This window comes from Sphingomonas kyeonggiensis (genome assembly GCF_030812785.1).
GTDB classification, from domain to species: domain Bacteria; phylum Pseudomonadota; class Alphaproteobacteria; order Sphingomonadales; family Sphingomonadaceae; genus Sphingomonas; species Sphingomonas kyeonggiensis_B.
This window is the reverse complement of the sequence record NZ_JAUSTJ010000003.1, coordinates 243,661-256,707: the sequence shown is the minus strand read 5'-3', so window position 1 is coordinate 256,707 and position 13,047 is coordinate 243,661. Positions and strand designations below refer to the sequence as shown.

General features: G+C 67.5%; 14 protein-coding genes and 2 riboswitches. Of the genes, 4 read left to right on the top strand and 10 right to left on the bottom strand.

Annotated elements, in window-relative coordinates; translation table 11 throughout:
- Positions 1-73: 73 nt before the first annotated feature.
- Positions 74-1,609, bottom strand: coding sequence for an aminoacyl--tRNA ligase-related protein (locus tag J2W22_RS19030; protein WP_307119857.1), 1,536 nt, complete (start codon positions 1,607-1,609; stop codon positions 74-76).
- A gap of 209 nt (positions 1,610-1,818) precedes the next feature.
- On the opposite strand from J2W22_RS19030, the gene J2W22_RS19025 reads away from it, so the two are divergent.
- Together J2W22_RS19025 and J2W22_RS19020 are read left to right on the top strand one after the other, a co-directional pair.
- On the top strand, positions 1,819-2,613 hold the full coding sequence (locus J2W22_RS19025; RefSeq protein WP_307119856.1) for a hypothetical protein: 795 nt from the start codon (positions 1,819-1,821) through the stop codon (positions 2,611-2,613).
- Between the two features lie 50 nt (positions 2,614-2,663).
- Positions 2,664-3,569, top strand: a complete 906-nt coding sequence (locus J2W22_RS19020; protein WP_307119855.1) for a DMT family transporter — start codon at positions 2,664-2,666, stop codon at positions 3,567-3,569.
- Between the two features lie 173 nt (positions 3,570-3,742).
- Here the strand turns inward: J2W22_RS19020 and J2W22_RS19015 are convergent, their stop codons facing one another.
- A complete protein-coding gene (locus J2W22_RS19015) occupies positions 3,743-4,324 on the bottom strand; it encodes a DUF938 domain-containing protein (RefSeq protein WP_307119854.1) in 582 nt (193 codons plus the stop codon).
- Positions 4,321-4,833, bottom strand: a complete 513-nt coding sequence (locus J2W22_RS19010) for a CcdC protein domain-containing protein (RefSeq protein ID WP_307119853.1) — start codon at positions 4,831-4,833, stop codon at positions 4,321-4,323. Before J2W22_RS19010 ends, J2W22_RS19015 begins: the two co-directional genes overlap by 4 nt.
- 125 nt (positions 4,834-4,958) lie before the next feature.
- Between J2W22_RS19010 and J2W22_RS19005 the strand changes: the two genes are divergently transcribed.
- Positions 4,959-5,432, top strand: coding sequence for a methyltransferase family protein (locus J2W22_RS19005; protein ID WP_307119852.1), 474 nt, complete (start codon positions 4,959-4,961; stop codon positions 5,430-5,432).
- 16 nt (positions 5,433-5,448) lie between these two features.
- Here J2W22_RS19005 and J2W22_RS19000 read toward each other — a convergent pair whose 3' ends face one another.
- Positions 5,449-5,775: a phage tail protein gene (locus tag J2W22_RS19000; protein ID WP_307119851.1), complete on the bottom strand. Its 327-nt coding sequence runs from the start codon at positions 5,773-5,775 to the stop codon at positions 5,449-5,451.
- A 99-nt stretch (positions 5,776-5,874) separates the two neighbouring features.
- Between J2W22_RS19000 and J2W22_RS18995 the strand changes: the two genes are divergently transcribed.
- On the top strand, positions 5,875-6,786 hold the full coding sequence (locus tag J2W22_RS18995) for an oxygenase MpaB family protein (RefSeq protein ID WP_307119850.1): 912 nt from the start codon (positions 5,875-5,877) through the stop codon (positions 6,784-6,786).
- A gap of 190 nt (positions 6,787-6,976) precedes the next feature.
- Here J2W22_RS18995 and gcvPB read toward each other — a convergent pair whose 3' ends face one another.
- From gcvPB to J2W22_RS18965, 6 genes are all read right to left on the bottom strand, one after another.
- Positions 6,977-8,551, bottom strand: coding sequence for an aminomethyl-transferring glycine dehydrogenase subunit GcvPB (gene gcvPB / locus J2W22_RS18990; RefSeq protein WP_307119849.1), 1,575 nt, complete (start codon positions 8,549-8,551; stop codon positions 6,977-6,979).
- Positions 8,548-9,906, bottom strand: a complete 1,359-nt coding sequence (gcvPA, locus tag J2W22_RS18985) for an aminomethyl-transferring glycine dehydrogenase subunit GcvPA (protein WP_307119848.1) — start codon at positions 9,904-9,906, stop codon at positions 8,548-8,550. The genes gcvPB and gcvPA overlap by 4 nt, the downstream gene beginning before the upstream one ends.
- Positions 9,907-9,916: 10 nt before the next feature.
- The gene (locus tag J2W22_RS18980) at positions 9,917-10,381 is read right to left on the bottom strand and encodes a hypothetical protein (protein ID WP_307119847.1); all 465 of its coding nucleotides are present in this window, start codon (positions 10,379-10,381) and stop codon (positions 9,917-9,919) included.
- Between the two features lie 44 nt (positions 10,382-10,425).
- Positions 10,426-10,797, bottom strand: a complete 372-nt coding sequence (gene gcvH / locus J2W22_RS18975; protein ID WP_307119846.1) for a glycine cleavage system protein GcvH — start codon at positions 10,795-10,797, stop codon at positions 10,426-10,428.
- Complete coding sequence (gene gcvT, locus J2W22_RS18970) at positions 10,797-11,960, bottom strand: glycine cleavage system aminomethyltransferase GcvT (RefSeq protein WP_307119845.1); 1,164 nt, start codon at positions 11,958-11,960, stop codon at positions 10,797-10,799. The genes gcvH and gcvT overlap by 1 nt, the downstream gene beginning before the upstream one ends.
- Before the next feature lie 69 nt (positions 11,961-12,029).
- Positions 12,030-12,119: riboswitch (glycine riboswitch) on the bottom strand.
- Position 12,120: 1 nt separating this feature from the next.
- Positions 12,121-12,213, bottom strand: a riboswitch (glycine riboswitch).
- A 172-nt stretch (positions 12,214-12,385) separates the two neighbouring features.
- Positions 12,386-13,033, bottom strand: a complete 648-nt coding sequence (locus J2W22_RS18965) for a hypothetical protein (RefSeq protein WP_307119844.1) — start codon at positions 13,031-13,033, stop codon at positions 12,386-12,388.
- Positions 13,034-13,047: the final 14 nt, after the last annotated feature.

The window sequence follows — 13,047 nt, the reverse complement described above, 5'->3', positions numbered from 1 at the left end:
TGAGATCCCGGCTTTCGCCGGGATGACGGAGGTGGCTCGGGCGTCGGTTGTGGCGCCGGTGACGGAATGGTCGTCAGTACGCACGCGCGACCAGGATCCGCTCCACCGCCGGCTGGCCGGTGAAGATGCAGGTGCCGGTGGCCGGCGCGGCGTTGCTTGCCACGTTGCGGAAGGTCAGCTTGAGCGCCTTGATCCGCTCGACCACCTTGTCGAGTTCGGCACCGCTCGGCTTCGACCATTCGACTTCGACCCAGCCGGGGAACTTGCCGGCCTTTTCGAAATAGCTCTCCAGCCCGGCAAAGTCGGTCACGTCGCGGACGATGTTCGCGTCGGTGCGCGCCTTGGCCTGGTCGTAGAGCGTCTTCTGCACCGTCTCGAGCGTGCCGATGACATCGCCCAGGAACGCGTCGCGGGCGACGATCTGCGAGTTGAGCTTGCCGTCCTCCTTGTAGAGATCGGTGCGGACGGTGACCGAGACGTTGCCCCCGGCCATGTCGCGACCGCCGACTTCGACGACGATCGGGCAGCCCTTCTTGATCCAGCCCCAGCGCTTGGTGACCGCCTTGATCGCCTTGAGATCGAGCAGCGCGCGGACGGGCTCGCCGAACGCGAACTGCTTCGACAGTTCCTGCTGGAGCGACTTGCAATAGTCGATCAGCGCAGCGTCCTCGTCATTGTCGCGCAGCATCGGCACGATCACGACCTGCCAGGGCGCGAGGCGCGGCGGCACGCGCAGGCCGTCGTCATCGCCATGCGTCATGATCATGCCGCCGATCATCCGGGTCGACATGCCCCAGCTGATCGTCTGGGCGAGCTCCTGCTGGCCTTCCGAATTCTGGAACTTGATGTCCTGCGCCTGGCTGAAGGTGGTGCCGAGGAAGTGGCTGGTGCCCGCCTGGAGCGCCTTGCCGTCCTGCATCATCGCCTCGATGCTGTAGGTCGAGACGGCGCCGGGGAAGCGCTCGTTCTCGGGCTTCTCGCCGGCGACCACCGGCATCGCCGCGCAATCCTCGGCGAAGCTGCGATAGATCTCCAGCGCCTTCAGCGTCTCCTCGCGCGCCTGCTCGGCGCTGGCATAGGCGGCATGGCCTTCCTGCCACAGGAACTCACTGGTGCGCAGGAACATGCGCGTGCGCATCTCCCAGCGCACGACGTTCGCCCATTGGTTGATCTGCACCGGCAGGTCACGCCACGACTGGATCCAGCGGCTGAAGCCGGCACCGATCACCGTCTCCGAAGTGGGACGCACGATCAGCGGCTCTTCGAGCTTCGCGGCGGGATCGGGGGTGAGCCCGCCCTTGCCGTCGGAGATCAGCCGGTGATGGGTGACGACCGCCATCTCCTTGGCGAAGCCTTCGACGTGATCGGCTTCCTTCTCGAAATAGCTCAGCGGGATGAACAGCGGGAAATAGGTGTTGTCATAGCCCGCGCCCTTGATGCGATCGTCGAGCAGGCGCTGGATGCGCTCCCAGATGCCATAGCCCCACGGCCGGATGACCATGCAGCCGCGCACGCCGCTCTCCTCGGCCATGTCGGCCTCGGTGATGACGGTCTGGTACCATTGGGCGAAGTCGCCCTCGCGGGTGACGGTGAGTGCATGCTTGATCATGGCCGTGCCTCTAAAGTCGTGGCGCGCCCGCGGCAAGCGAGCCCGGATTCATTGAATCTCTTGAATCCCCATCGCGTGCGCGAAGCACCGGCGGGGCCAGCTTCGTGGTGACAAATCAAATCCTATTTTGCCAGCGCCTTCTCTCCCGGCGGCGGCGCTTGATTCGACGCCGCAGGCCCGCTCTACTGGCCGGCAGGGGGAATCGGGGCATGGAACAACGGGATGTGGCGCCGCGCGAAGTCTCGCGCACCGGGCTGGCGATCGGCATCGTCCTGCTGCTGCTCGCCGCGCTGGGCATTGGCGGCGCCTGGTGGTTCGGCACGAAATTCAAGGAGCAGGCGCAGTCGCCCGAAGGCGTCGCCGAATCGATGCTCAAGGACCGCACCGTCAAGGCGTTTTTCGAAGCGCTGCGGGACAGCTATCCGGAGGAGTTCGCGGCCTATACCGCCATGGTCTCGAAGCGGGTTCGCGAAGGCGCGACCGGCGAGCAGATCGGCCGTGAGAGCTTCGCCTGGATGCACGCCGCGACGCTGCGCCACCGCGACGAGTTCGTCCAGGCGCCACACGGCGACCTCAACCTCTACCGGCAGATGGAGATCCAGCTGCTCGAGACGCTGCAGCAGCGCGATGTCGCCCTGTGCGACCGCTATGTGATGGGGACGATCCGGGGCGGCGGCAGCTATTCGCCCGAAGTATCCGAACGGCTGGTCGAGCTTGCCGCTGCGCAGATCACCACGTCGGCGGCGGGACGCGACAACCCGGTGCATCGCAAGGTCCCCAAGGGAGAGATCGCAAGACCCGACGCGGTTGCGCTGGTGACGGCGATGCGGCGCGGCGGGATGAGCCAGTTCGACCTCGAGACCTGGGGCAACCAGGCAAGGATGGCGCAGGCGCGCCCTGAACAGAGATGCGCGATCGGCCTGCACGTGCTGCGCGGCATCACCAGCCTGCCCCATGAACAAGGCGACCGGATCACCGGCTGGCTTACCTACCAGCAGAGCTGAGCCGCGCCTGTGCGATTGCCCCGGCGCGCGCTTTTCCCTAGCGCGCTCGGGTGGGCGACGATCATATCCTGAAGGGCATAACGCTGCGGCTGTTCGCGGTCGCCTGCCTCGCGACCATGTCGGCGCTGATCAAGCTGGCCGAGGCGCGCGGTGCCGGGCTGGTCGAGACGATGTTCCACCGCCAGCTCTGGGCGGTGCCGCTGGTGACCGCCTGGGTGGCGGCCGGGCCCGGGCTGGGATCGATCCGCACCCAGCGCTTCGGCGCGCATGTCTCGCGCACTGCCGTGGGCCTGACCGGCATGATCTTCACCTTCGGTGCGGTGCTGCTGCTGCCGCTCGCCGAGGCGGTGACCTTCCAGTTCACCGTGCCGATCTTCGCGACGATCCTGGGCGCGGTGCTGCTCGGGGAGCCGACCGGCTGGCATCGCTGGGGGGCGGTGGTCGTCGGCTTCCTCGGCGTGCTGATCGTCACCCAGCCGTGGAGCGCGCATGTCCCGCTGTTCGGCGCGGTGGTCGGCCTGCTCGCGGCGCTGTTCGTGGCGATCGTCGCGATCCTGCTCCGGCAGATCGGCAAGACCGAGGCGACCGGGACGACGGTATTCTGGTTCTCGGTCCTGTCGGTGCCGGTGCTGGCGATCCCCTATGCCTTCCAGTTCAGGCCGCATGACCCGGCGACCTGGGGCATCCTGGTCGGGATCGGGCTGATCGGCGGGGTCGGCCAGCTGGCGCTGACCGGATCGGTGCGCCACGCGCCGGTGAGCGCAGTGGTGCCGATGGACTATTCGAGCCTGATCTGGGGCACGCTCTATGGCTGGGCGATCTTCGGCATGTGGCCGAGCGGCTGGACCTGGCTCGGCGCCCCGGTGATCATCGCCAGCGGGCTGTACATCGTGTGGCGGGAGAGGAAGCGCGGCGTGGGGCCGGCGGTGACGAGTGCGGAGATGGAGCCGGTTTAGGTTCCGTCGGTCCATTCACACCACAATCGTCGTCCTCGCCCCCAGGCCGTCATCCCGACGCAAGTCGGGATCTCAGGCGATGGCAGGAAAAGAGCCGCACGAGATCCCGACTTTCGTCGGGATGACGATTGTGGGTCGGGTGACGGTTGTAGACCGGGGATGACGGTTCGGACTCACCCCTTCCGATACACCAGCATCAGATTGTTCGCCGGCATCTCCACCAGCCGCGCCAGTTCCAGCCCCTGCACCGCAGCCGCTTCGCTCACCGCCTCGACATGCCGCAACCCGAAGCGCGGGTCCTTTTCCTTGAGCCACAGCTCGAACGCCTCGTTCGACGGTGCGGTCTCGACGCCCTCGCGGCGATAGGGACCGTAGAGGATCAGCGGCCCGCCCGGCGCCAGCGCCTTCCCCGCTCCGGCGAGCAGCCCGAGCGTCGCTTCCCAGGGGCTGATATGGACCATGTTGATGCAGAGGATCGCCTCCGCCGCGGGGAAGTCCCCGGTGCTCGCATCGATCTCCAGCGGCGGGCGGACATTGGCCAGCCCCTCGCTCCAGGCGGCGATCGAGGCGAGCGCATCGGCGTCGGGATCGCTCGGCTGCCAGTCCAGGTCCGGGAAGCGCGTGGCGAACCAGGCGACATGCTCGCCGGTGCCACTGGCGATCTCCAGCACCTCGCCCGTCGCCGGCAGTTCCTCGGCCAGCACCGCGGCGATCGGATCGCGGTTGCGCTCGGTCGCTGGGGCGTGGCGCTTCATGCCGCGCGCGCTGCCTCGAGCAGGCGGCGGGCGCGCAGGAACATCTCGACCCGCTGCATCGTCAGCATGCCGAGCGCGAAGGCGATCAGCACGTCGGTCATCGCCATCACGTCGAAATGCATGCCGGGGATGCCGAGCGATTCGGCGTTCCGCGCGCCCATGCGGATCAGGATAAGGACGACGATGAAGGCCATCGCGGCGAGCGAGCCCTTTTGCGAGATCTCGTGCGTCTCCGGATCGACCTTGATGTGCATCATCCGGCCGCGCTGCCAGCCGAGCGCCGCGCCGGCGAGCAATGCGGCAGCGGCGATCGCCCAGGTCATCGGCGCGGGCGGGATGCTCCAGAAGGTGAAGCCGGCGATCGCGACGTACAGGGCAGGCACGACCCACAGCCATTCGACCTTCAGCGGACGCTCCCGGGTGAGCCGGCGCATGCGCAGCGCGAGGACGAGCAGGACGATGGCGATCGGAATCAGGTTGAACAGCGGATTGTGCTGGCCTTGCATCATTTTCCCCCGGAACTTGAAAGTGATTTATACAAGCAATACACTATCCATGCCAGCCGAGTTGCGTGGCAAAGGCAAGAGGATTGCGCATGCGGACACGCCGGTCCATCAGGGCGCCCGGAGGGTTCATGGACGTCGATCAGGATAGTGCAGGCGTGAAATTCGCGCCGCCGGCTGCTTTCATCGGGACATTGGTGGTGGGACTGGCGCTCGGCAAGTTGCTGGGCAGTCCCGACCTGCCGCTCAACCACGCGACCGAGCGCGGGCTGGGCTCGCTGGCGACCTTGCTCGGCGTGGGCATCATGCTGTCCGCCGTCGGGCTGTTCCGCGCCGCGGGCACCGATCCCAAGCCGTGGAAGCGCTCGACCGCGCTGATCACCGACGGCGTCTATCGCTGGTCGCGCAACCCGATGTATTTCGGCATGGCGCTCGCATATGCCGGCGTGGCGGTGTGGATGGACAGCCTGGTGACCCTGCTGCTGCTGATTCCGCTGCTGCTGGTGATCCAGCGCGAAGTGATCGAGCGCGAGGAGCTGTACCTCGCCGGCAAGTTCGGCGAGCGCTATCTCAGCTACAAGTCAGCCGTGCGGCGTTGGATCTGAGCCCTCGGCCCGGCGCTCAAGGGCGCCGGGGGAAGTCGCCACGGAACGCGATGCAGTAGCGCATGCGCTTTTCCTTATCGACCGCCGGCTGCGGGATCGCCTTGCGCAGGTCGGGCACCGCGAAGGTATTGGCGCCGTCGCCGCCATAGCTGTTGCTGAGCAGCGCAAAGAGCGCCTGCTGGCCGCGGATCGGCAGCAGCCGGCCGTCCGCCTCCACCCAGCCGTCCGGGCAGAAGTCGAAGGCGATCAGACGGACTTCGCCGACGAATGCACCGTCCTGGGCATGGGCGGGCAGCGAGAAGGTGGCGGCGGCAAAGGCAGCCGCGAGCAATGCGATCTTCATGTCGAATCCCCCAATGGATTTGGCGCGCAGGCTGCGCTGCCCGTCGGCCGCGGGCAATCCGCTTTTGAACGGTTCCGGGGCTATCGGCGTTGATCCCGCATGGCCGCGCTTTCGCTTCCCACGCCCATGCTCCGCCGGATCGGCGCGGCGGCGGGCGAGATGATGGGCAGCGCGCCGGGCATGGACTTCGACTTCGCCGCGCCCAAGGGCGAGCCCGCGCTGGTGCCGGCGGACTCGGTATCGTGGCGGGTGTTCCGTAATCCCGTAACGCTGTTCGTCGGCGGCGTGGCGGCGGTGATCCTAGAGCTGGCCGAGCCCGGCGTACGCGACGGGGTGTGGCAGCATTCGAGCTTCCGCACCGATGCCCTCACCCGGCTGCGCCGCACGGGCCTGGCCGCGATGATAAGCGTTTATGGCCCGAAGAGCCGGGCCGAGGCGATGATCGCCGGAGTGGTGCGTGCACATGGGCGGGTGACGGGCGTCACCAGCGAGGGCATGCCCTATCGCGCGAACGATCCGGTGCTGCTCGACTGGGTGCAGGCGACCGCTTCCTATGGCTTCATCCGCGCCTATCACGCCTATGCGGAGACGCTGAGCTACCGCGAGCGCGACGCGGCGCTGGCGGAGGGCGCGGTGGTGGCGCGGCTCTATGGCGCGACCGGTGCGCCTGCGAGCGAGGCGAAGATGGCGGCGCTGTTCGCGAAAATGGATGCGCGGCTGGTGCCCTCGCCGATCATACACGAGTTCCTGGCGATCATGCGCGCGGTGCCCGCCCTGCCGCGAGTGGCGCGGCCGCTCCAGCATGTGCTGCTGCGCGCCGCGGTCTCGCTGCTGCCCGATGCGCTGATCGAGCGGCTGGGGCTGGAGGACTGGCGGCTGCGCCGGTTCGAGCGCCGGCTGGTCCGCGCGGTGGCGCGGGTCGCGAACCGGGTGCCGCTGCTGGATGCCCCGCCGGCCAAGGCGAGCGAGCGGCTGGGGCTGCCGGCGGACTGGTTGTGGAAGCGCGCTTAATTTCCTCCCTCGGAGCGCAGCTCCGGGGGAGGGGGACCGCGCGGCGCAGCCGCGTGGTGGAGGGGGGATCTCCCCCGCCATCGAATCAAAAAGGGCCCACAACTTTCGTCGTAGACCCCCTCCACCACGCCCTGCGGGCGCGGTCCCCCTCCCCCGGAAACGCCGTTTCCGGGGGAGGAAATGAACGACTTTACTCCGCAGCTTCGGCCTTGGCCGGGGCCTTCCACGCCAGCACCGGCTTGCGTGCGGCGAGCGTCTCGTCGAGGCGGCGGCGCGGGGCGAAGTGCGGGGCGGTCTTGATCGTCGGATCGCCATTCTTGGCGCGGGCAGCCACGCTGCGGAACGCGCCGATGAACTGGTCGAGCGTCGCCTTCGACTCGGTCTCGGTCGGCTCCACCAGCATCGCGCCGTGGACGACGAGCGGGAAATACACCGTCATCGGGTGATAGCCCTCGTCGATCAGCCCCTTGGCGATGTCGATCGTCGACAGGCCCTCGGGCAGGCCCTTATCGCTGAAGATCGCTTCGTGCATGCACGGGCCGTACTTGGCGAAGGGCGCCTCCAGCACGTCGGTCATCGAGCGCAGGATGTAGTTGGCGTTGAGCACCGAATCCTCGGCAACCTGGCGCAGGCCGTCGGCGCCGTGCGACAAGATATAGGTCAGGGCGCGCGTGAACATGCCCATCTGGCCGTTGAACGCGGTCATCCGGCCGAAGGTGCCGGCATGATGCTCGCCCGCGGTTTCCTCCTCGACGAGGTGGAACTTGTCACCCTGCTTCTCGACGAAGGGCAGCGGCGCATAGGGCGCTAGCGCCGCCGACAGCACGACCGGGCCCGAGCCCGGACCGCCGCCGCCATGCGGAGTCGAGAAGGTCTTGTGCAGGTTGATGTGCATCGCATCGACGCCGAGATCGCCCGGGCGGACCCGGCCGACGATCGCGTTGAAGTTGGCGCCGTCGCAATAGACATAGCCGCCCGCCGCATGCACCGCGTCCGAGATCGCCTTCATGTCGCGCTCGAACAGGCCGCAGGTATTGGGGTTGGTGATCATCACGCCGGCGATGTCCGGCCCCAGCCGCGCCTTGAGCGCTTCGAGGTCGACACGGCCGTCCTCGGTGGCGGGGATGTCCTCGACCGAGAAGCCGGCGAACGCCGCCGTCGCCGGGTTGGTGCCGTGCGCACTGGTCGGCACGAGCAGGATCTTGCGGTCCTGCTGACCCTGCGCGTCGAGCGCCGAGCGGATCGCGAGGATACCGCACAGCTCGCCATGGGCACCCGCCTTGGGGCTCATCGCCACGGCCTGCATGCCGGTGAGCGTGATCAGCCAATGCGCGAGCTGGTCGATGACTTCGAGTGCGCCCTGCACCGTGTCGACGGGGGCGAGCGGATGGATGTCGGCGAAGCCCGGCAGGCGCGCCATGCGCTCGTTGAGGCGCGGATTGTGCTTCATCGTGCACGAACCGAGCGGGAACAGGCCCAGGTCGATCGCATAGTTCTGGCGCGACAGGCGGGTATAGTGGCGCACCGTCTCGGGCTCGGACAGGCCGGGCAGGCCGATCTCGGCGCTACGCTCAAGGCCGCCAAGGCGCGAGGGCGCTGCGGGGACTTCGCCGAAATCGACGCCGGTGGTCTCGGACGAGCCGATCTCGAAGATCAGTGCCTCGTCGAGCATCAGTGCGCGGTTGCCGGTGAAGGTCGAGATGTCGCTGGCCTCGCCCGCTTCCGGGGTGGTGGGGCGCCAGCCGGACTGGTTGATCGTGCTCATGCCAGCACCTCCTGGAGCGCGGAGGCAAGCGTCTCGATGTCCTCCGAAGTAGTGGTTTCGGTGACCGCGACGATCAGGCCGTTGGCGAGATCGTCGGCGCCCGGATAGAGGCGGCCGAGCGAGACGCCGGCGAGGATGCCCTTGTCCGCAAGCGTGCGGACGACCGGGCGGGCTTCCTTCGACAGCTTCAGCGTGAACTCGTTGAAGAAGGTCGGGGTGACCAGCTCGACGCCCGGCACCTGGGCCAGGCGGTCGGCGGCGGCCAAGGCCGTGGCGTGGTTGATCGCGGCGAGCTGGCGCAGGCCCTTCTCGCCAAGCAGGGTCATGTGCACCGACATGGCGAGCGCGCACAGCACCGAGCTGGTGCAGATGTTCGACGTCGCCTTCTCGCGGCGGATATGCTGCTCGCGGGTGGAGAGGGTCAGCACGTAACCGCGCTTGCCCTCGGCATCGACGGTCTCGCCGCAGAGGCGACCCGGCATCTGGCGCACGAGCTTCTCCGAGCAGGCGAACAGGCCGACATAGGGACCACCGAACTGCAGGCCGACGCCGAGCGACTGGCCCTCGCCCACCACGATGTCCGCGCCCATTTCGCCCGGCGCCTTGATCGCGCCCAGCGCCACCGGCTCGGTGACGACGGCGACGAGCAGTGCCTTCTTGGCATGCGCGGCTTCGGCGAGCTTGGAGAGATCGGCGATGCGGCCGAGAATGTCCGGATACTGGACCACGACGCAGCTGGTGTCGTCGTCGATCTGCGCGATCAGGTCATCGGTGTCCGGGGTCGGCGACAGCGTCGGCAGCGCAGTGACCAGCTGGTCGCCGGTGAACTTCGCCATGGTGTTGGCAACCGAGACATAATGCGGGTGCAGGCCGCCCGAAAGGATCGCCTTGCCGCGCTTCGTCACGCGGCGCGCCATGGTGATGGCTTCCCAGCACGCAGTCGAGCCGTCGTACATCGAGGCGTTCGCCACGTCGCAGCCGAGCAGCCGCGCGATCTGCGACTGGAACTCGAACATCATCTGCAGCGTGCCCTGCGCGATTTCCGGCTGATAGGGCGTGTAGGCGGTGAGGAACTCGCCGCGCTGGATGATGTGATCGACGCTGGCCGGCACATGGTGGCGATAGGCGCCGGCGCCGAGGAAGAAGGGCGCTGCCCCCGCCGCCAAATTCTTCGCGGCGAGCTTGGTCATGTGGCGTTCGACCGCGAGCTCGCTGGCATGCATCGGCAGGCCGGCGATCGGGCCGTCGAGCACGGCGCTGGCGGGGACGTCGACGAAGAGATCGTCGATCGAGCTGGCGCCGATGACGCCGAGCATCGCCTCGCGATCGGGCTGGGTAAGGGGCAGGTAGCGCATCAGGGCCTTCTCATTTGGATTTGGTTGGCGACCAGGGCTGGATGTCGGTGGGTTTGAGATCGGTGCTGCGATCCATGCAGCCAGGCTCATTGTCGGGCGTGCGGCATGCGTCGGTGATCTTGCCGGTGATCACGACATAGCTGTTGGTGAACGGCCGGGCCCTGGCATCGAAATCGAACTTCTCGCCGACTCCGATCCCGAGATAGGCCGGCCAGCGCACGGCATCGCGGGTGTTCATCATCTTCGCGAATGCGCGCTCATAGTCATGCAGACCGGCCTCATCCACGAATAGCCTGCACTCATAACCGGCACATTCCCCGAGATAGCCGGCGACCCGAACGGTCTTGCCGTTGAGCGCGCGTATCTCGGGAACAACCTCTGCCACGCCCATGGGCTTGGCGGCAGCCCCACAACCCGCGACGAGCAGCGCGCCAAGAACGGCGGCCAGCGTGCAGGAAATGGACTGTCGGCGCATTCTTGTTCCTTCTCCCCTCCCGCTTGCGGGAGGGGAATTTGGGATCACAGCTTCGAGACGTATTCCTGATAGGCGGAGTCGTTCATCAGGCTGTCGAGCTCGCTGGTGTCGGCGAGCGTCAGCTTGAAGAACCAGCCTTCGCCCTCGGGGTCCTCGTTGACCAAAGCCGGATTGTCGGCGAGCGCCTCGTTGCCCTCGATCACGGTGCCCGAGACCGGCGCATAGACGTCCGAAGCGGCCTTGACCGACTCGACCACGGCGGCGTCGTCGCCCTTGCTCACTTCCTTGCCCTCTTCCGGCACTTCGACGAACACGATGTCGCCGAGCTGGCTCTGGGCATATTCGGTGATGCCGACGGTGGCGGTGTCGCCGTCGACGTCGATCCACTCATGATCTTCGGTGAAATAGCGGCTCATCAGGCTCCCTTTCTGACGTAACGGTGGGGGACGAAGGGCATCTTCACGACCTCCGCGGTGTGGATCTTGCCGCGCTGGGCAAGGGTGATCTTCGTACCCGGCTCGGCCTGGGCGGCGGGCACATAGGCCATGGCGATCGGCTTCTGCAGCGTCGGCGCGAAGCCGCCCGAAGTGACCTTGCCGACTTCGTTGCCGTCGACATCGACGACCAGCCCGCCCTCGCGGACCGGCTGGCGGCCCTCGACGACCAGGCCGACGCGCTTGAGGATCGGGCCGTTCTCGCGCTCCAGCATGATGCGCGCATGGCCGGGGAAGCCGCCTTCCTCGCGGCGGCGCTTCTTGAGCGCGAAGCCGAGCGCGGCGGCAACCGGCGTGGTCTCGGTATCAAGGTCATGGCCGTAGAGCGGCAGATCGGCTTCAAGGCGCAGCGAATCGCGCGCGCCCAGGCCGATCGGCTTGACCTCGGGCTGGGCGGTGAGCGCGTCGGCCAGCGCCTCCGCACCCTCGGCCGGCACCGAGATCTCGAAGCCATCCTCGCCGGTATAGCCCGAGCGGCTGATCCACAGGTCATGGCCCTGCCACTGGAAGGCGGCGCCCTGCATGAAGACCAGCTCGGAGACACCCGGGATCACCCGCTCCAGCGCCACGGCGGCCTCGGGGCCCTGCAGCGCGAGCAGTGCGTGGTCTTCCATATGGTTCATGCCGATCTCGTCGGGCAGGAACTCGCGGAAATGGGCGATATCGTCCCATTTGCAGGCGCCGTTGACGACCATATAGACCTCGCCCTCCTTGAGGCGGGTGAGCATCAGATCGTCGAGGATGCCGCCATTGTCGGCCATCAGCAGCGAATAGACCGGGTGCGAGAACTTGGCGGCCTGGATATCGGCGGGCATCAGCGCCTCGAGCGCGGCCTCGACGCCTTCGCCGGTGAAGGTCAACTGGCCCATGTGCGACACGTCGAACAGGCCGGCATGCTCGCGGGTCCAGACATGCTCGGCCATGATGCCTTCATACTGGACCGGCATCTCATAGCCGGCAAAGGGGACCATGCGGCCGCCCTTGTTGCGGTGCCACTGGTCGAGCGGGAGCTGGCGCAGCGCGATCTCGCCCTCACCGCCTTCGGGATCGCCGCTCAGGGTCTGGTCCTGGACTTGCTGGCTCATCGGGCACGCTCCGGATTCGAAGGGGATTCGACGGAGCAGCACGGAATCCTCGCGCGCCGTTCCGTCGCCCCCTCTGTCACGGAACCTGAGAGCTTTCGCCAGCGGACTGGCTTACCCCTTCGGTGGGACGTGGCCGGGCCGCGTCCGCTTTCCAGAGTGTCGTGTACGCGCGGTCCCTGGTGCCTGAGAGATTCCGGGGCGGTTGCTCCTTCGGCGGGTGATCCGGAGATCACCACTCTCCCGCGCGTGCCTGTCGACGGGTTGCAGCCTTGGCCGTGAGGGTGATTCGAGTCAATCGCCCAATCTCCCCTTCCGCTTGCGGGAGGGGTCGGGGAGGGGCTGAAACGACAAAAGCTGTGGAATACCATCCCCTCCCCTAGCCCCTCCCGCAAGCGGAAGGGGGATTAGAAGGGGGAACAGCTTTCCTACCGCGTGACGTTGTACTTCAGCTGGTCCTCGGTCAGCTGGAAGCCGACCAGCGCCTCGAAGGTGGCGGAGAGCACCGCGCCGCGGACCGAGGGATCGGCCAGCGGGTCCATCGCCGCGGCCTCGTCGCCGGCCTTGCGCTTCTGGGTCAGGCGCTTGCGGACGTCGTCGGGCAGCGTCGCGGCGCTGCGCTCGACATAGGTGGTGGCGGTGCCGCTGGTCTGCGCGCGCAGCTGGCCGGGCTCGAAATGCACGGTGACGCGGTTGATCCGCTTGGCGACCACCGAGCTGCCGCCGCGGACGACCGTGATGAAATAGGGGAAGCTAACGTCGCGCGCGCCATCGGCGCTCTGGCGGCGGGCCAGCACGTCGAACTTGACGGTGGTGACCACCTGCTGGCCGGCATCGTCGCAGGTCGAGGTGACGTTGGTCATCACCGCATTGACGTCGATCGCGCTCGCCTCGCGGCTGTTGCCCGGATTGAAGAGCGTCATGTCGCCCGTGCCGGCGGGGATCGCCACATGCGGGCAGGCCGAACGCACCGCCGTGATGCCGGCGCCGCCGCCGGAGGCGTCGATCTCGCCGGTTTTTGCGCAGGCGCCTAGCGCGAGCGGGATCAGGGCGACAACGGCAAGCTTGCGGACCAAGACGGAAACCCTTT